Source organism: Afipia sp. GW822-FHT04G07, from assembly GCF_058800765.1.
Map to the genome: position 1 here is coordinate 722,977 of NZ_JBXAMP010000001.1, position 18,731 is coordinate 741,707.

An 18,731-nucleotide genomic window follows, 5' to 3' on the forward strand; every position below is an offset into this window, starting at 1 on the left:
TTGTGACAAACCTTGGAGGGCTTCGTTCTATCGCGGCGCAAATCGAAGTTAAAGTGCACCTGGCCTGCACCAAAACGTGATCAGGCATGAAGATCGAGGAAATGCCTCATAATCGGCACTTACTTGTACTCAAGCCATTTTAGAATAGTTCGATTCAGCCGCCTTCGCCGACGAGACGGAGCTTGGCGGGCGTCGTTTCCGGAAGTGACCGGCCCAGCCGCTCGACCTGAAATAGCGTCAGCATGAGTAGGACAATCGCAACCGCCTGATGAGCCAGCCCGAGGTCGATCGGGACTTGATTCAGCAACGTCAGGATGCCGATGGCGACCTGTACGACCATTACGGCCACGATCCAGACCGCTCCCGAGACGACCGCTGGATTGGCCCGGGAACGAATTGCGTCGATGGCGTGGACGACTGCCAGAACCACGAGGGTGTAGGCGATCATCCGGTGGCTGAACTGAACCGTCAGCGTGTTGTCGAAGAAATTCCGCCACCAGGGCTCTTCGAAAAACAGCCGTGCGGCGGTGGGAAAGAACGCGCCGTCGATCATCGGCCAGGTGTTGAACACGCGGCCCGCGCGCAACCCGGCGACCAGCGCCCCGAAATAGAGTTGCAGGAACACCACCGCCAGCATAACCCGGCCCGTGATTTTCACGCGCAACGAGGCGGCAGATGGCGGAGCATGCTGAAGACGCCGCAGGGTCCAGACAATCGTCGAAAAGATAACCAGCGCCAGCATGAAATGGATGGCGAGCCGGTATTGTGAGACCGACACCCGCTCAGTGAGACCGGACGTCACCATCCACCACCCCACCGCGCCCTGCGCGCCGCCAAGCATGAAGATGATCCACAATCTGCGCTTGAGTTCGGGCGACAGAAATCCGCGCCACAGGAACCACAAGAACGGCAGCAGAAACACCGCGCCGATCAACCGGCCGAGCAACCGATGAGCCCATTCCCACCAGAAGATGGTCTTGAACTCGGACAAGCTCATGCCGCGATTCATTTCGCGATATTGTGGGATGGCCTTGTAGGCTTCGAACTGCTTTGCCCACGCAGCCTCCGTCAGCGGCGGGATGGTGCCGGTAACCGGCTTCCACTCGACGATGGAAAGTCCGGATTCGGTCAAACGTGTCGCGCCGCCGACGATCAGCGTGCAGACAACGAGAGCCGCGACGACGATCAGCCACGCGCGGACGCTCCGCATCCCTGCGGCGTATGTCGATTGGTCGGTCGCAACGGGCGTCATGATCCGAAATGCAGCCTTGAATGAATTCGCGCGGTCCTTATAGTCCCCGCACTTTTCCGCGCAAGCCGCGCTGCCATGGCCATCAGCACAATTCTGTTATGAATATCCGCACACGAAAATTCATCGGGACGCTCGGCCTTCTGGCGCTCGTCATAGTCTGGTCGCTCACAGGCATGGCGCTTGCCCAAACGCCTCTGCTCGCGGGGTCGAAGCTCGCCCAGGCGATATTCTACGTGGTGGCGGGCCTCGGCTGGGTATTGCCCGCGATGCCGATCATCGCATGGATGTCGCGGCCCGATCCTCAGCCGTAATTCACGGCGGGTTCCGTCTCGCGACGCTTCTCTTTCCGGACCGTGAGACCGGAAATAATCACACGCAGCGCGCGCATCGATTGCCGTCGTCCGTCCCAAACAATGCGTGGCAGCGCCATCGGATCGGACGAGCCGTCGGACCTGACCACGCCGGCGGTGGCGGATACCGCGCTGTAAAATCCCGCCTCCCGCGCCAACAGCATTTCGCGGGGTCCAAAGGTGCCCCGTTCGCCAAATGGATAAGCGAAGTGGCGGCACGGACCATCCAGTGCTGTCTCCATCACCGTCCGTCCCATGGTCATTTCCCGCAACGCGCTGGTGCCCTTGGCGTGCGCAAGGTTTGGATAATTGACGGTCGCGCTTCCGATTGTCGCTTGCGGATCTCGCGCCAGCTTGGCGAGGTCCTGCCAGCTCATGGTGATGTCCCGCGAGACTGCGCCGAGGTCAACGCCATAACGCGTGCACAGGTCGCCGATTGCGGCAGCGACGTCGGCCGGCGGCAGCGTCATCATCCATGCATGAAGCACATCGTAAAGTTCATATTTCTCGGCGACACTTGCGGCAAAGAAATGCGTTTCGGCACGGTTCATCACGAGGCCGATGCGGTCGTTGCGCGCGATGACCTGCTCCAGCGCCAGCCACCACGCCTTGCCGATGCCGTCGACAAAGCCGGTCGGAACGTACAGCGCGAACGGCACGCGGTGACGCGACAGTACGGGATAGGCGAACGTCATGAAATCGCGGTGGCCGCCATCGAATGTCAGGCAGACGAAGCGGCGCGCGACAGACGCCTGCTGCACGCGTTCGGCTACGTCACCGATGGAGAGAAAATCGAGATTCCAGCGCTTCAGCGCGGAAATCGCATTGTCGAGAAATTCGGGAGTGACGTTCTGCCATCGCAACGGCTGAAACGGATCGCCACGCCGGGGCCGGACATGCGCGAATTTGAGGATGACGCCAGATCCGCCGGTCCGTCGCTCGAAGATATGGGTCATGCCGCTGAAATACGCGAATTCCAGCGCCACATCCGCCAAGATGCCTCTCCGAAACAGCACGTCGTCGCCTCTCGCGCGCGGCAACACCGGCCCCGCTCCGGCATTGTCATTACTCTTTGTTGACATTTCTTTGAATAAGGTCCCGCCAAAGCCGTAAATCTCAAAATGCCCAGGAATTCAGGTCTTCCGATGACCATGGCTGAAGCACTTCACGGCCCCGGCGCGCATTCGCAGGCAAACTCCGGTTCAAGCCGCGTCGCGCGCGTCGACGTTATCCGGGATATGACCGAGGCCGAACCCCGCTGGCGCGCGTTCGAGGGGCCCGACTTTCTCTTTACGCCCTATCAGCGCTTCGAGCTTCTCAACACCTGGCAGCAGACCATCGGCAAGCATGAAGGCGCATTGCCCTTCATCGTCATCGTCTCCGACGCGAACGACCGGCCACTGCTGTTGCTGCCGCTCGTCATCAGCCGCGAGAATGGCGCGAAGATTGCGCGCTTTATGGGCGGCAAGCACCCGACATTTAATATGGCGCTGTGGCGCCGCGATTTTGCGGAAACTGTCACAAAGACCGAGCTCGACGCACTCGTTGCCGCTGTTCGCGCACAGGCGGATGGCGTCGATGTGCTGGCTTTCACGCAACAGCCGCAGCGCTGGCACAATGTCGCAAATCCGCTGGCGTCGCTGGCGGCACAACCATCGACCAATCCCTGCCCCATGATGTCGATGGTCCCCGGCTGCAAGCCGGAAGACCGCGTCAGCAATTCGACACGCAGGCGCTTGCGCAACAAGGAGCGCAAGCTGCAAGGTCTCCCCGGCTATCGCTATGTCGTCGCGACCACCGACGCCGACATCAATCGCCTTCTCGACAGCTTTTTCATCATCAAGCCGCTGCGAATGGCGCTCTCAAAGCTCCCGGACGTATTTTCCGATGAGGCCACCAAGCGCTTTGTCCGCAACGCGTGCCTGGCGAAACTTCCGAATGGAGCACGCGCCATCGAGATTCATGCGCTCGAATGCGACAGCGAACTGATCTCGATCTTCGCCTGCGTTGCCGATGGTGAGCGGTTCTCGACCATGTTCAACACCTACACCACCTCCGAGAACGCGCGTTACAGCCCAGGCCTGATCCTGCTGCGCTACATGATCGACCACTTCGGCGAGCGCGGATACGGTTCGGTTGATTTCGGCGTCGGCTCGGACGATTACAAGCGGACGTTCTGCAAGGACGACGAACCGATTTTCGACGCGTTCATTCCGCTGACCGCGCGGGGAAAATTCGCGGCTCTCGGCATGTCGTCACTCACCCATGCCAAGCGTCTGGTCAAGCACAACCCGGCGCTGATGCATATGGCGCAACTCTTGCGCAATACTTTCTCGCGCAAGCAGCAGCCTGCAGACTGACGGTCAGGCCGCCACGACCCGTTGATCCGCGACGCCGATATCCGAAGCCTTCGGCGACGCACTCAGAATGGTCACGCCGACGAAACCAGACTCGAGAAGCTGGCTCTTCATCATATCGCGGGCGTTTGCGGTAATCGCCGGATCGGGGATGATGACGGCATGGGCCTGTGCCGCAATGACGTTCGCCGAAAGATCCGACGCCGTGCCCGCATCCAGCACCACATAGTCGTAGGCCCGGGACAGCGCGTCGATCGCCAGATTGATCCGCGGCAACTGCAAAAGCTGCCGCTGGGCGAGGTCTTGTCCTGCACCGACGATATGCACGCCGGACAGCCGATCCTTGGTAATGATCTCGCCGAACGAAGCCATGCCCTGCATCAGTTCGGTCAATCCCGGCGCAGACGCGTCGGTGGACACAGCTGTCAGCGTCGGCGATGCCATCGCCAGATCGACCAGCACGACTTTGGCGTTTCGCGCAAGCAGCCGAGCGAGCGTCAGCGCCGTTAGCGTAACGCTCTCCTCCTGATGCGCTCCGATGACGGTGATCTTGCGGGTCGAATCCCCGCCCTCGCGCAGCATTTCGGCAAGCCGCTCGATCTCCATGATCCCGGCCGGCATCTGCGGATGCTTATCGCGCAGCGGTGCAACCGGCACACGGACAGCGGCCAAGGAACGCGGCGCGGTCATCCGCAACAATTCTTCGGTGGCGATGTAACCCGCCGTCAGCATCAGCATCGCCATTGTCGCGATCAGGACGGTCGGGAGCTTCTTCGGGAAGGCCGGCGTATTCGATACAATCGCGCGGGAGATAATCCGGCCATCGCCAGGCGCCGCATCGATGTTTTCGCGCGTGGTGGCTTCTCGATATTTGGCGAGGTAGGATTCCAGCAGATCGCGCTGCGCCTTGGCTTCGCGCTCATAGGCCCGGAGCTGAACGTCCTGACCGTTGTTCGAGGTCGCCTGGCGCTTCAACTGGTCCAGACTGCCGTTCAACCCGTCCGACCTCGCGCTTGCGATCCTGGCGTCATTCTCCAGCGAGCGGGAAATCTTGTTCGCCTCCTCCCGAATCTGGCGGTCGATGTCCAGAATTTGCGCCTTCAATTCCTTGATACGCGGATGTCCGCCAAGCAGCGTGGACGATTGCTCGGCCAGTTGCGCGCGCAGCGTCACGCGCTGCTCGGACAGACGCCGCACCAGTTCGGAATTGAGAACTTCCGACGCCTCGATCGGCTTGCCGCTCTGAAGCATTTCGCGGATCAGGCGCGCCTTGGATTCAGCATCGGATTTCAGCGCACGCGCATTGTTGAGCTGCGTATTCAGTTCGCCAAGCTGCTGGTTCGACAGCGTAGTGTTGTTGGTGCCGACGAAAAGATTGGACTTCGAGCGGAATTCCTCGACCCGAGCCTCCGCGTCTGCGACCTTCTTGCGCAGGCTTTCGATCTCGACAAGCAGCCACTGCGAGGCTGACTTCGCCTGATTCTGCCGGGCCGCCTGCTGGAGCACCAGATAACCGTCGGCGATGGAATTGGTGACACGCTCCGCCAGTCCGGGATCGCGCGACTGAAATTCGATCACCATCACGCGCGACTTGTCGACCGCATAGGCCGTCAGCCGCTCATAATAGGCCTCAAGCACCCGCTCCTCGGGCGTCATCTTGAACGGGTCACGGCCGACGCCGAACAACGCAAGCAACGTCCGCAGCGGTGATATGCCGCGCAGGACCGGATCGAATTCGGGAAGCTCGGCGAGCTTGTTCGCCTTGATGACTTCGCGGGCGAGATCGCGCGACAGCAGCAACTGCACCTGGCTGGTCACGGCCTCTGCGTCGAGGCTGCCGCGTTCTTCAGAGCGCTCACCATTGGGACGCAGGAAAACGTTTTCGCGGCCGTCGATCAGAATGCGCGCCTCGGACTTGTAGCGCGGCGTAATCATGTTGACGGCGAGCAGCGACAACCCGAACGCAAGCGCAGTCGGCACGATGACCCACATCCGCTTGCGAACCAGCGCGTGCCAGATTGCGCGAAGATCGACGTCGCCAAGTTCTGGACTTGCGGCCAATAAGACCGGTGCAGGAGGCGCGACAGGCGGCGACGCAACGACAGGAGCAGCGATGGCCTTGACCTTCGCTTTGCCCCATGACGGCAGCTTGCCCATCCAGTCACGCGAGAACGAAAAACGCATCGAACACTCTCCACCCGGACGCTACTGCACTGACGCGAAGGCTGAACTTCTCCCGACCGATTACAATCTATTAAGGTTGCTGCTGGGTTAATCACGCTGCGCCCCCCCCCTTCAGAGGCGCGGGGCGGCCGCCATGTCACACTTTATTAACCATGAAAGTCCTTAATCAGAATCGATACTTATCCCGGATTTCCCCATGCAGCGCAGTTGCGCGCGCCTCACCTGCTTCATGCTTGCGCTCGCGGTATCGGGCTGCATGCGGACGGCTGCGCCGGTGGCCGTCATGGACCCCGGCGGCCTCGATGCGATTGCCTACGGCACGGTCCAACCGGTGCGCGCCGTGAGCGTCCCGGCAACTGCGGTTTCGCCTGTCTCCGCATACGCGGCCCTGGATGAACCCTACCGTCTCGACGCCGGCGATCGGCTGCGCATCGTCGTGTACGGCCAGGAAGGCCTTACCAACACCTACACCGTGGATGCCGGTGGCGCGATCACCATGCCACTGATCGGCGCGGTTCGGGCACGCGGGCTGACGCCAGCCGGGCTGGCCGCTGCCGTGACGTCGCGATTGAAATCGGGCTACCTGCGTGAACCCTATGTCGCGGCCGAGGTCGAGACATACCGCCCCTTCTTCATTCTCGGCGAAGTGGCGGCTCCCGGACAGTATCCCTATGTGCCGAACATGACGGTGGAGAGCGCTGTCGCCATTGCCGGCGGTTTCACACCACGCGCGCAACGTGGCAGCATCAAATTAACCCGCATGGGCGAAAGTGGTACCGCTCAGGCTGTCGTACCGCCTGGTACGCTCCTGAAACCCGGGGACACGGTCGTTGTCGCCGAGCGGTGGTTCTGACGATGCCTGAGACTTCCAGTTCGCCCCTTCGTATCCTGCACGCGGTCCGCGCGCCGGTCGGTGGTATCTTCCGTCACATCCTCGATCTTGCGGTCGGACAGGCCGAGCGCGGACATCACGTCGGAATTCTCGCTGACAGCCTCACCGGTGGCGAACGCGCCGATACCGCACTCAAGGAAATCAGCCCGAAGCTCAAACTCGGGGTCTACCGTCTCGCCATCCGCCGCGAGCCGCACCCCATCGATACCGTGGCGTCCCTGCATTTCCTTCGCCTCGCGCGGTCGCTCAAGCTGGATGTCCTGCACGGGCACGGCGCAAAAGCAGGCGCTTTCGTGCGCCTGAAAGGCAAATCGAAAAAAGCGATCCGGGTCTACACGCCACATGGTGGCTCCCTGCACTATCCGCCGGGCACCTTGAAGGGCAAGGTTTATGCGCGGATGGAACGCGCGCTCATGAACCGCACAGAGCTGTTTCTGTTCGAAAGCGCGTTCGCGCGCGATACCTATCAGCGCGTAATCGGCAGGCCTGCGGGTCTGGTGCGCTGCGTGTTCAACGGCGTGACCGCATCGGAGTTCGATCCGGTGACGGTGGCGGACGATGCGACCGACCTCGTCTATGTCGGCGAATTCCGGGAGATCAAGGGTGCCGACCTGCTGATCCAGGCAGTCGCGCGGCTGCGGGCAGACGGCAAACCCGTCACGCTGACACTGGCCGGCGATGGCGAAGAGACAGAAGCGCTCAAGGATCTCATCAAGCGGCTGAATGTCGCGGATGCCGTGCGCTTCATCGGTCATGTCAGGGCACGTTACGGTTTCTCGAAAGGCAAGGTGCTGGTCGTGCCTTCGCGTGGCGACTCGATGCCGTATGTCGTGATCGAGGCGGCCGCCGCCGGTATCCCGATGATCGCCGCCAGCGTCGGCGGTATTCCCGAAATCCTCGGACCTCACACGGACGGACTTTTCGTGGCAAACAGTGTCGGCGCCATGGCGGACGCGATCGAGACGGCGCTCGGCGACATGGACGCCACGCGCGAGCGCGCCAAAAGCCTGCGTGAACGCATCTTCGTCAACTTCTCCCAGAAGGCGATGGTTGAAGGTGTTCTCAACGGATATCGGGACGCGTTCAACGCGCGTTAACCTTGCTTTATCGAGATAACTAATTCTTCCGATTTGTTGGCTAGGCAAGAGGCTGGGAACCGTTGGTTCCTCTTGGCCTCTCCCCACATGACGGCCAGCAACGGAACATTTGCAGTGGAACCGATCGACGTCCGAACGATGATGAGCGCTGCCGCCGGGGCAGCCACGATGGACGCTGCCGAAGGCGCGCCGAAACAGGAACGCCGCAAGCGGTTGTCGCCGGCCGCGCTGGCGGTCGCCAACGAGAAGGTCAGAAAAGCTTACTCGACGGTTGTCATCAGCGGCATCGTCCGGATCGTGGATTTCGCGCTGTTGAGCACGGTCGGCCTCGTGCTCTATCTGGCTTACGTGATGCCCCTCGATGGCTTCTCCTGGCAATACACCGGAGCCGTCTTCGCGGTCGCCGCCTGCGCGGTCGTCAGTTTTCAGGCCGCGGAAATCTACGACGTCCAGATCTTCCGGGGGCAGTTGCGACAGATGACGCGCATGGCGTCATCATGGGCTTTCGTTTTTCTGTTGTTCATAGGCGCGTCGTTCTTCGCGAAACTGGGCGGCACGATCTCGCGCGTCTGGCTCTCCGGATTTTTCTTCGCAGGATTATCCGCGCTGTTTGCGGAACGGCTGGTGCTGCGCGCGCTCGTCCGCCGCTGGGCACGCGAGGGCCGGCTCGACCGCCGGACGATCATCGTGGGTTCCGACGAAAACGGCGAAAACCTGATCCGCGCGCTCAAGGCGCAGGAAGATTCCGACATCCAGATTCTCGGCGTATTCGACGACCGCAACGACTCCCGTGCCCTCGATACCTGCGCGGGCGAACCGAAACTGGGGAAAATAGACGACATCGTCGAGTTTGCCCGGCGCACCCGGATCGATCTCGTGCTCTTTGCACTGCCGATCTCGGCTGAAACGCGCATTCTCGAAATGCTGAAAAAGCTGTGGGTGCTGCCAGTCGATATTCGGCTATCGGCGCACACCAACAAACTGCGCTTTCGGCCGCGCTCTTATTCCTATCTCGGCGAAGTCCCCACTCTCGATGTTTTCGAACAGCCGATCACCGACTGGGATATGGTGCTGAAGGCGGCGTTCGATCGCGTGGTCGGTATGATCGCCCTTATTTTACTCGCACCGGTGATGGCGCTGGTCGCGCTTGCGATCAAGCTCGACAGCCCCGGCCCTGTGCTGTTCATGCAGAAGCGCTACGGCTTCAACAACGAGCGTATCGACGTCTTCAAATTCCGTTCGCTGTTCCACGATCAGGCCGATCCGTTGGCCGCGAAGGTCGTGACCAAGGGCGACACACGCGTCACCCGGATCGGGCGATTCATCCGCAAAACAAGCCTCGACGAGCTGCCGCAACTTTTCAATGTTGTCTTCAAGGGTAACCTCTCGCTGGTCGGTCCGCGTCCACATGCGGTTCAGGGCAAGTTGCAAAGCCGCCTGTTCGACGAGGCCGTCGACGGATATTTCGCGCGTCATCGCGTAAAGCCCGGGATCACCGGCTGGGCGCAGATCAACGGCTGGCGCGGCGAAGTCGACAGCGAAGAGAAAATCCAGAAACGCGTCGAGTTCGACCTGTATTATATCGAGAACTGGTCGGTGCTGTTCGACCTGTACATTCTCTTCAAGACGCCGTTTGCCCTCATCAAGGGTGAAAACGCTTACTAGAGCCTGACGCCGGAAAGCGCGCCGCGGTTTTCGACAACATCATGCTCACATCATTGGACTGACGCGCGGGCCGCGCGTGGAGATTTTGCTTCGCATGGCTTCAATCGCAGCAGCAGACTACACGCTTCCTGCGACTGCGACGCCGCCCGGCATCGCGGCGGTCCAGGGGGCTTTGATGTGGGCCGTCGGCGCGGGCGGCGCGATTGTCCTAATCGAACCCAGTCCCTACGAACTTGCGACACTGGCTTCGGTCATCTTTTTCTTTGCGACCGGTCTGCGCATGCGTCCGGTCTTCATACCGCTGCTGATCCTGCTGTTCGTACTGAACATCGGTTACACCATCAGCTCCTCATCCTTGATGGATAAGTCGGAGATCGTGAACTGGATTCTCACGTCCTGGTACATGACCATCACCTGCCTGTTTTTCGCGATGGTGCTGTCCGAGAACACCGAAAGCCGGCTTGAGTTTCTCCGCCGCGGCCTGATCGCCGGCGCCCTGATCGCATCTCTAGCCGGCATCGCGGGATACTTTCGTCTCGTGCCCGGCGGTCTGCACGAATTGTTCACGCTTTATGGCCGCGCGCGCGGCACGTTCAAGGATCCGAACGTCCTCGGCGCCTATTTGATTTTGCCCGCGCTCTTCCTGCTGCAAACCGTGGTGACACAGTCGTTCTGGAAATCGCTCCGCAGCGCCATGGGTCTCGGCATTGTCGGCCTTGCCGTGCTGCTGGCGTTTTCGCGAGCCTCGTGGGGTCAACTCGTACTCTGCTCCGCGTTCATGCTGACGCTGATGTATCTCACGACACCTTCACGGGCCCAGCGAAGGCAGATCGTGACGGTAACGGCGGCGGCCGTCATTTGCGTGATCCTGCTCCTCGCAGTGCTTCTCTCGTTCGACTCCGTCAACGATCTTTTCAAGCAGCGCGCGAGCTTCAATCAGAGCTACGACGGCGGCCGGTTCGGGCGCTTCGGACGACATGCGCTCGGCTTCCAGATGGCGCTCGAACTCCCGATGGGAATCGGCCCCCTTCAGTTCACGAAATTTTTTCCCGAGGACACCCACAACTCATTCCTGAATGCATTCATGTCGGGCGGCTGGATCTCGGGTATCTGCTATCCGGCCCTGACGTTCATCACCGTCATCATGGGCTTCAAGCTCATCTTCGTTCGCGTGCCCTGGCAGCGGGCTTATCTCGCCGTCTTCTCCGCATTTCTCGGCACGTTCTTCGAGGCCTTCATCATCGACGTCGATCACTGGCGTCATTTCTGGATGATGCTGGGCATCATGTGGGCGATGTTCGCAGCCGCTCATGCTCATAACTATCAGACCAGCAAGCAACCGGCGCTGGCGCAGTAGTTCTTCGCGCACAGGTTTCCGTTGGTTCCTCAATGAATGCCCATTCACGCAATACAGGCGTATTCCTCTGGAACAGAGGGGGCCGCTTCTCGTTGAAGGTGCGGGGTAGACATAACGAGGAGGACACTATGAAGAGAAGCTATTTGATGACGACCGCTATGGCCTTGCTGATCGGCACGGCTGGAATTGCCTCGGCGCAAACACCCGGTGGTGGGCAGCAGAATGCCCCTGCAGCGTCGCAATCCGCGCCTTCCGCAAGCCCCGGTGGTGGGGCCGCCGACAGGGCCGCGCCGATGAACCGTGGCGATAGCGACGGCATGAAGGGCGGTCAGCGCGAAGGCGGCAATGCCCAGCGCGCACAGGACAACGCCAAGGATGGCATGAAGTCCAAGGGCGCTGAAACCACCCAGGACCAAAAGGGTGGCAAGGCCGCATCCGAGACGACGAAGGATGGCATGAAGGCTGATCAGAAGAATGCTGCCGAAAGGGACGGCATGAAGAACAGTCAGAAAAATGCCGCCGAAAAGGATGGCATGAAGAGCGATCAAAAGAACGCCGCCGAAGGCAAGTCCGGAACGACCACGGGACAGGCCGGTGCGAGCGCGAAGCTGACAACCGAACAGCGCACGACCATTCGCACGTCGATCACCAAGCAGAACATCAAGCCTGTGACCAACGTCAACTTCTCGATCTCCGTCGGCACGCGGGTTCCGAGAAACATCGGATTCCACCCCCTTCCGACCGAGATCATCACGATCTATCCGGATTGGCGCGGCTATGAATTCTTCCTTGTTGGAAGTGAGATCGTCGTCGTGAACCCCCGGACGCTCGAAATCGTCGCGGTTCTCGACGCGTAAGCATCGCGGACGCACTACAAGTAAAAGGGCCGGTCTGAGTGACCGGCCCATATTTTCAACCGACGTCCGCCTTCATGAAGCTTTTAGCGAAGCCGTCCCCGCGCGACATCGTAGGTCCATGACCGCCTGCCGCTGCTGAATACCACGCGCCTGAACTGCAATGCTCTTGCCTGCTCGGGAATCTTCGCGGTCTCCACCAGTTGCAGGGCCATCTGCTTCGTCATCTGGGGTGACACAAAGCGCACCGTGCTGTTTCCGCGACCGGACGCCGTAACCCTCATCCCGCCGTCGTGCATCTGCTTGGCCATCTCGTGGACATAAAGCTCGCGGTTAGCGATGGCGGCGATTTGCACGGACGGCTGGAGGATTTCGTATTGAGCCATACGCATGGCGTTAGCCATATCGCTGGCTTGCGTGTTCGCGGGATCAGCTGCGGCCGCCATCTGGAGACGTAATTCCATGCTCCGGAAAGCGGACAGTGAAATCGGCGTTTTATTCCTGCCTCGCCGGCTGTTTTCATAATTGGCTCTCAGCGCGCTCGCTTCAGCGAGCAGCGCATCCAGCGCGGCCTTGTTGTCGGCAGCTTTCTGCTCGGCCGGGGTCAGCGGCACCGCGGCTGGCGGGACTGCGGCTGGTTCTACCGGTTGCGTCGGGGTTGCGGGAATGGCTTCCGGTCGCACCGGAATTGTCCCGGTCGACTGGGTTTTTGTCTCATCGATTTGAGAATTTTGAGCAGTCGGAGCGGCCGTTTGACTGGTTTGACCGGAGGCCAAACCGCCGGAAAATACGACGACTGTTCCGAAGGCAAAGGCAATGCTTTTGCGTCGCAACAAGACCGCACCCAATGGTTATCAGTATCGACTCCAATGCTGGCCGACACTTTACAACGCATCAACAGGCGTTTTGTTCTGTCCGCACGAAAGTTGATTCCGGCCCGCCCGGAGCCCGGTACCTAAAACAAAAAGCCCGGCGCCGTTCGGCGGCCGGGCCAAGTCAGGGAGACTACCGGATTCACAACCCCATGAGCGGCTTCAGCCAGCCCGCGCGTAGCGCAGGAGGTGGTATGTGGGATCGCCGAACTGAATGTTGATGGACGCGATGCGTTTGAAATAATGACCGACGCTGAGTTCGTCACTCATGCCCATGCCGCCGTGAAGCTGGATCGCCTGTTCGCCGACGAAGCGCGCGGCCTCGCCGATCCTCGACTTTGCGCCGGATGCAAGCTTCGAACCCTGCGGATCGCCTTCGGCCACGGTCAGGTTCAGATGCTGAGACAGCGACGTCGCTTCTTCCAGTGCTATGAACATATCGACCATTCGGTGTTGCAAGACCTGGAAAGTCCCGAGCGCCACACCGAATTGCTTGCGGGTCTTGGTGTAATCCAGCGTCGCAGCGTTCAGCACATCCATTGCGCCGGTCGCTTCTGCGCAGAGCGCCGCAATTGCGCGGTCCCGGCAGGCTTCGAGTGCCGCGACGCCCTCGCCTTCTGCGCCAAGCAGGCGGCTTGCCGGAACCTTGACGTTCTGAAGCGATATTTCTGCCGCGCGCCGCCCATCGATGGTCTTGAAGCTCTGCAGATGAAGCCCGGCCGACTGGCGGTCCACGATGAACAGACTGACGCCGGCGCTGTCACGCTGGCTGCCTGAGGTTCGCGCGGAGACGATCAGCTTGTCGGCCCACGGCGCGCCGATCACCGCGGCCTTCGCCCCGGCAAGAACGTAGTTGTCGCCGTCGCGTTTCGCGATCGTGCCGACGTTGTTGAGATCGTAACGCGACTTGCCTTCAGCCCATGCCAGCGCCCATACCGCCTCGCCCGCCATGATCGGCGGCAACAGGTCCGCGCGCTGCGCCTCCGTGCCGTTGTTCTCAATCAGACCGCCGGCCAGCACGACAGTCTCGAAATACGGCTCGACCACGAGATGGCGGCCGAATTCCTGCATCACGATCATGGTCGCCAACGGACCGCCGCCGAGGCCGCCAGAGGCCTCCGAAAACGGCGCGGCCAGCAAGCCAAGCTCGGCGAACGCGCGCCAATGCTTCGTGCTCCAGCCCTCCTCGGTCGCGACGATCTTACGGCGCGTCTCGAAACTGTACTGATCGCGCAGCAACCGCTGGACGCTACTGCGCAGGAGTTCCTGTTCTTCCGTAAACTGAATATCCACCGGATGCCTCGTGCGACGCTGTTAAAGTCCAAGCACCGCTTTCGCGATGATGTTGCGCTGGATCTCGTTGGATCCGCCGTAAATGCTGAGCTTGCGCGCGTTCAGGTATTTTTCAGGCGCGGTATGGCCGTCGGCAGGCCCCGGCATGAAGATGTTTGCACTGACCGGGTGTTCCCGAAGCGCGAGACCATAATTGCCGATGGCCCGATGCGTCAGATCGGTGATGCGCTGGAAGATTTCAGTGCCCCTGATCTTGAACAGCGACGCTGCCGGTCCCGGATCGATGCCGCGCGACATCTGTGCCACCACACGAAGCTCGGTGGCTTCGAGCGTCAGCACGTCAAGCTCGACGCGCGCGATATCCTTGGTGAATTCGCCGAACGCCGGATCGTCCTCGCCGATCTCCGTCTTCACGATCTTCTTCAGCTTGTTGAGATAGCGGGTCGAACGCCCGATGCCCGCCATGCTGGTCCGCTCATTGCCGAGCAGGAATTTCGCATAGGTCCAGCCCTTGTTCTCCTCGCCGATCAGGTTTTCGGCCGGAACGCGGACGTTCTCGAGAAACACATCGTTGACTTCGTGCGAGCCGTCGATGGTGATGATCGGACGCACAGTGACGCCGGGTGTCTTCATGTCGATCAGCAGGAAGGAAATGCCGGCCTGCGCCTTGGCGGCCGGGTCGGTTCGCACCAGACAGAAGATCCAGTCGGCGTGCTGGGCGAGCGTGGTCCAGGTCTTGTGGCCGTTGACGACGTAATGGTCACCCTCGCGCACCGCCTTGGTGCGGACCGACGCGAGATCGGAGCCGGAGCCCGGCTCGGAATAGCCCTGACACCACCAGTCTTCACCGGACAAAATCCGCGGCAGGAACCTCTTTTTCTGCGCCTCGTTGCCGTAGGTATAGATGACGGGTCCAACCATGGTCACGCTGAACGCCAATGGCGGAAGCGTCCCGGCGCGGGTCGTTTCCTGCTCCCAGATAAAGCGTTGTGTGATCGACCAGCCGGGTCCGCCGTGTTCCTTCGGCCACAGCGGCGCGATCCAGCCCTTCTTGTGAAGGATCTTGTGCCAGAGCATCGACTGCTCCTTGGTCAAATCCGTTTCCGGATTGGGCACCCGCATTTTCGACGGATAGTTCTCTGCGATGAATGCCCTCACCTCATCGCGGAATGCGGCGTCTTCGCTGGAAAGCTTCAGCTCCATCGGACGGCTCCGTTACCACTTCTCGCCGAACGGGCGGATTTCCGTCTCGAATGTCCAGGCATCGCGCGGCTGCTGATAAAGCTGCCAATAGGTTTCAGCGACCGCCGCCGGGCGCATTAGACGGTTCGGATCGAGATTAGCGATCGCGTCCTTGCCCTCGCGATTGGCTATCAGTTGCCGAACCCACTCGGTATCAACACTCGAGTCGATGATGAGATGAGCGACGTGGATGTTCTTCGGACCCAGTTCGCGTGCGATCGATTGAGCCACGGCGCGCAAGCCGAACTTGGCGCTGGCAAAGGCGGCGAAACCCGAACCGCCCCGCAGGCTTGCGGTCGCACCCGTGAAAAAGATCGCTCCCTTGCCGCGTGGCAACATCACGCGCGCTGCCTCGCGACCGGCGAGAAAGCCCGAGTAACACGCCATCTCCCAGACCTTGCGGAATACACGCTCGGTGGTCTCGAGAATCGGAAAATTGACATTGGCGCCGATATTAAAAATACAGACCTCCAGCGGAGCATGCTTGTCGGCATCGGAGATGAAAGCGGTGATTTCATCTTCCTTCCGGGCGTCCAGAGAACGCGCGAATACCGTGCCGCCCGCCGCTTCGATCTCCTTCACCAGCGGCGCAAGCTTCTCGCCCTGACGCCGGCCGACGAACACGGTGAATCCCTCAGCCGCGAATTTCTTGGCGATCTCGCCGCCGATGAAATCTCCGGCTCCGATCACAGCCACTGTCGCGTTTCGTTTCTGCAAGATCTTTCTCCCGGCAAGAGTTAGGTTTGAAATTCATCACGAATCCTAAGGACCCGCGTCGCGACGTCACGCGTCTCGCAGCGACTCAGCGAGTTTGTGTTTGAGAATTTTGCCGGTCGATGTCGCCGGCAACGCGTCCAGCACTACTATCTGGGACGGCCGCTTGTAGGACGTGAGCTGCGGACTGACATATGCCATCAGTTCGGAGGGCGTGACCTTCGATCCGGTCATCAGTTGAACGAAAGCCACCACTTCTTCGTTGCTGTCCACCGTGCGGCCCACCACGGCCGACTGAACCACAGCATCATGGGAATTGAGCACCGCCTCCACTTCCGCCGGATAGACGTTGAAGCCGGACCGGATAATCATTTCCTTGGTCCGGCCGACGATGAAGAGACAATCGCCGTCGAAATGCGCCAGATCTCCGGTGTTAAACCAACCGTCCTTGTCGATCGCTTTCGCGGTCAGATCGGGCGACCGATAGTACCCGAGCATGACGTTGCGTCCGCGCACATGAAGCTCGCCCACCGTTCCGTCGGTGATGATCGCGCCGTCACGGCCGACGATGCGAGCCTCGACGCCGGACATCAGCTTGCCGACCGCCTGATCCGGCCGCGGCGAATCCAGCCGAACGCCCGAGATGCCGGGCGAGCATTCGGTGATGCCGTAGCCATTCAGCAGCGACAGACCGAATTCCTTCTCGGCGCGGTGCTTGAGATCGAGGTCGAGCGGTGCGCCGGCGACGGTGATCATGCGCAGCGCGCCTGTGTTTATCTTGTCGATGCCTTGCAACGTCTTGTACTCCAGCAACCGCTGGAAGGTCGCGGGCACGCCATTGAGAATGGTGACGCCATCCTCGGCTATCGCCTTTGCAGTCGCGGCGGGATCGTATTTGCTGACGAGTTGAACCGTGCCGCCGACCATCAGCGTCTGGAGAAGAAGCGAAATGCCGACGATGTGAGAGATCGGCAGCACCACATAAACCTTGTCCCGCTCGTCCATCTTCCGGAACATCGCGATGGCTTTTGCGCTGAACAGAAGATTTTCATGGGTCAGCATCACGCCCTTGGGCGTCCCGGTCGTTCCAGACGTGTAGATCAGAACCGCGACCTGCTTTGCGGGATCGGCCTGCACCGGTTCGGCGGACGTCGTTTCATTAAGCGGACCGATGCCGATATTTTCCAAAGGACCAACATTGCCAATGGTCGCACCAACCCGTTCGGCGTGGGTTGCAGCTTCCTTGGAAGCATCCACCGTAAAAAACATTAGCCGCGAGCCACTGTGATCGCGAATCTGATCGAGCTCACGCGGCGACAGCCGGGGGTTGGCGACGATCGCCCACGCCTCGATCCGGCTGGCGGCGAGCAGCAGGCCCGCCAGCGCAATGGAGTTCTCGCTGACGATCATCAGCCGATCGCCGGGCCGGACGCCAAGCGTTCGCAGCGCAGCCGCAATTTGCTGAACCGATTCGGAAAGCTGCCGGTACGACCATGTGACAGAGCCATCGACGAGCGCTGGATGACCTGGTTTCACGGCAAGCGCCCGATCCATTGCCTGATGCAAACGTTCCGGCATGTCTTCAAGAATGTCAGCGACGTCTATGGTCTGTGCTGCGCTTGCCAATTCAACCTCCCCGGCAATGTCCGGCCGCTTCAGGGGCGACCTTCAACAACGCAAACTAACGTTCTTTTTTGGAACTAGTCAATCGTATTTGATGCAACGCGGCACAAATCTGATGTGCGCGCTGTTAAATGCAAGGTGTTCAGCGGCATTGCAGCGACGGCGCCGGTTTACAACATCGCTCACGGTCGCTATGAATGAAAGTACTAAATAAGAACTATATGGGAGGATACCTTGGCTGGAACCAAAGGCGTAGCCGTGTTGGTGGGTGCGGGTGATGCCATCGGGGCAGCGGTCGCCAGACGCTTCGCCAGGGGCGGATACAAGGTCTGCGTGGCCCGCCGCGATGCCGCTAAATCCCAGGGACTCGTCGATGAATTGAAGGCGGAAGGTTGCGACGTCCACGCCATCAGCGTCGATGCCCGTCAGGAAGCCGACGTGCAGGCCATGTTCGCCCGGATTGAAAAAGAGATCGGGCCGATCGAGGTCTGCCTCTACAATGCCGGATCCAACGTCAACAAGCCGCTGTTGGAAACCACCGAGAAGCTGTTCTTCAAAGCATGGGAACTTGCCTGCTATGGGGGGTTTCTCGTCGGACGCGAAGCTGCGCGCTATATGACGCAACGCGGCCACGGCACCATCCTGTTCACCGGCGCCACCGCAAGCGTACGCGGCGGCAAAGGTTTCGCGGCATTCTCGTCGGCCAAGTTCGGCCTTCGCGCGGTCGCGCAATCGATGGCCCGCGAACTCGGACCGAGGAACATTCATGTCGTTCATCTGCTGATCGACGCCGCTGTCGACAGTGAAGCGATCCATCTGCGCATGAAGGCCGCAAAGGGAATCGAAGCGAGCGATATTCCGCCGGATAGCCTGACCAAAACTTCGTCCATCGCCGACGCTTACTGGTTCGCGCATCATCAGGCGCGCGATGGCTGGACGCACGAACTCGATCTGCGTCCCTCCGTGGAGACTTGGTGAG

Annotated in this window: 16 protein-coding genes; 8 read left to right on the forward strand and 8 right to left on the reverse strand. The window is 60.6% G+C overall.

Going from position 1 to position 18,731, the window contains the following annotated elements; genetic code table 11:
- Positions 1 to 154 precede the first annotated feature (154 nt).
- Positions 155 to 1,252, reverse strand: coding sequence for a COX15/CtaA family protein (locus AC1RKJ_RS03525; RefSeq protein WP_492789558.1), 1,098 nt, complete (start codon positions 1,250 to 1,252; stop codon positions 155 to 157).
- Positions 1,253 to 1,350: 98 nt separating this feature from the next.
- On the opposite strand from AC1RKJ_RS03525, the gene AC1RKJ_RS03530 reads away from it, so the two are divergent.
- A complete protein-coding gene (locus AC1RKJ_RS03530) occupies positions 1,351 to 1,563 on the forward strand; it encodes a DUF2842 domain-containing protein (RefSeq protein WP_492789560.1) in 213 nt (70 codons plus the stop codon).
- Here the strand turns inward: AC1RKJ_RS03530 and AC1RKJ_RS03535 are convergent.
- Positions 1,554 to 2,558 (reverse strand): polysaccharide deacetylase family protein, encoded by a 1,005-nt coding sequence (locus tag AC1RKJ_RS03535; RefSeq protein WP_492792632.1) that lies wholly within the window; start codon positions 2,556 to 2,558, stop codon positions 1,554 to 1,556. The genes AC1RKJ_RS03530 and AC1RKJ_RS03535 overlap by 10 nt on opposite strands.
- A gap of 189 nt (positions 2,559 to 2,747) precedes the next feature.
- Here AC1RKJ_RS03535 and AC1RKJ_RS03540 point away from each other — a divergent pair, with 189 nt between their 5' ends.
- Positions 2,748 to 3,962 carry a GNAT family N-acetyltransferase gene (locus tag AC1RKJ_RS03540; protein ID WP_492789562.1) on the forward strand — a complete coding sequence of 405 codons (1,215 nt, stop codon included), beginning with the start codon at positions 2,748 to 2,750 and terminating at the stop codon, positions 3,960 to 3,962.
- Positions 3,963 to 3,965: 3 nt separating this feature from the next.
- Here AC1RKJ_RS03540 and AC1RKJ_RS03545 read toward each other — a convergent pair whose 3' ends face one another.
- Positions 3,966 to 6,143: a GumC family protein gene (locus AC1RKJ_RS03545; RefSeq protein WP_492789564.1), complete on the reverse strand. Its 2,178-nt coding sequence runs from the start codon at positions 6,141 to 6,143 to the stop codon at positions 3,966 to 3,968.
- Positions 6,144 to 6,339: 196 nt separating this feature from the next.
- Here AC1RKJ_RS03545 and AC1RKJ_RS03550 point away from each other — a divergent pair, with 196 nt between their 5' ends.
- From AC1RKJ_RS03550 to AC1RKJ_RS03570, 5 genes are all read left to right on the forward strand, one after another.
- Positions 6,340 to 6,996 carry a polysaccharide biosynthesis/export family protein gene (locus AC1RKJ_RS03550; protein WP_492789567.1) on the forward strand — a complete coding sequence of 219 codons (657 nt, stop codon included), beginning with the start codon at positions 6,340 to 6,342 and terminating at the stop codon, positions 6,994 to 6,996.
- A 2-nt stretch (positions 6,997 to 6,998) separates the two neighbouring features.
- Positions 6,999 to 8,132: a glycosyltransferase family 4 protein gene (locus tag AC1RKJ_RS03555; protein ID WP_492789569.1), complete on the forward strand. Its 1,134-nt coding sequence runs from the start codon at positions 6,999 to 7,001 to the stop codon at positions 8,130 to 8,132.
- Positions 8,133 to 8,246: 114 nt separating this feature from the next.
- On the forward strand, positions 8,247 to 9,797 hold the full coding sequence (locus AC1RKJ_RS03560; RefSeq protein ID WP_492789571.1) for an undecaprenyl-phosphate glucose phosphotransferase: 1,551 nt from the start codon (positions 8,247 to 8,249) through the stop codon (positions 9,795 to 9,797).
- 94 nt (positions 9,798 to 9,891) lie between these two features.
- Entirely contained in the window at positions 9,892 to 11,154 is a 1,263-nt protein-coding gene (locus AC1RKJ_RS03565; RefSeq protein ID WP_492789572.1) for an O-antigen ligase family protein, read from the forward strand.
- 128 nt (positions 11,155 to 11,282) lie between these two features.
- Positions 11,283 to 12,011 (forward strand): DUF1236 domain-containing protein, encoded by a 729-nt coding sequence (locus tag AC1RKJ_RS03570; RefSeq protein ID WP_492789574.1) that lies wholly within the window; start codon positions 11,283 to 11,285, stop codon positions 12,009 to 12,011.
- Between the two features lie 83 nt (positions 12,012 to 12,094).
- On the opposite strand, the gene AC1RKJ_RS03575 is transcribed toward AC1RKJ_RS03570, so the two are convergent.
- The 5 genes from AC1RKJ_RS03575 to AC1RKJ_RS03595 form a co-directional block, all read right to left on the reverse strand.
- Positions 12,095 to 12,844 (reverse strand): hypothetical protein, encoded by a 750-nt coding sequence (locus tag AC1RKJ_RS03575; protein WP_492789576.1) that lies wholly within the window; start codon positions 12,842 to 12,844, stop codon positions 12,095 to 12,097.
- Positions 12,845 to 13,042: 198 nt separating this feature from the next.
- Positions 13,043 to 14,173, reverse strand: coding sequence for an acyl-CoA dehydrogenase family protein (locus AC1RKJ_RS03580; protein ID WP_492789578.1), 1,131 nt, complete (start codon positions 14,171 to 14,173; stop codon positions 13,043 to 13,045).
- 21 nt (positions 14,174 to 14,194) lie between these two features.
- On the reverse strand, positions 14,195 to 15,376 hold the full coding sequence (locus AC1RKJ_RS03585) for an acyl-CoA dehydrogenase family protein (protein ID WP_492789580.1): 1,182 nt from the start codon (positions 15,374 to 15,376) through the stop codon (positions 14,195 to 14,197).
- A 12-nt stretch (positions 15,377 to 15,388) separates the two neighbouring features.
- The gene (locus tag AC1RKJ_RS03590) at positions 15,389 to 16,132 is read right to left on the reverse strand and encodes an SDR family oxidoreductase (RefSeq protein WP_492789582.1); all 744 of its coding nucleotides are present in this window, start codon (positions 16,130 to 16,132) and stop codon (positions 15,389 to 15,391) included.
- Between the two features lie 66 nt (positions 16,133 to 16,198).
- Entirely contained in the window at positions 16,199 to 17,755 is a 1,557-nt protein-coding gene (locus AC1RKJ_RS03595) for a class I adenylate-forming enzyme family protein (RefSeq protein ID WP_492789584.1), read from the reverse strand.
- Between the two features lie 231 nt (positions 17,756 to 17,986).
- Here AC1RKJ_RS03595 and AC1RKJ_RS03600 point away from each other — a divergent pair, with 231 nt between their 5' ends.
- Positions 17,987 to 18,730 (forward strand): SDR family NAD(P)-dependent oxidoreductase, encoded by a 744-nt coding sequence (locus AC1RKJ_RS03600; RefSeq protein WP_492789586.1) that lies wholly within the window; start codon positions 17,987 to 17,989, stop codon positions 18,728 to 18,730.
- Position 18,731 lies beyond the last annotated feature (1 nt).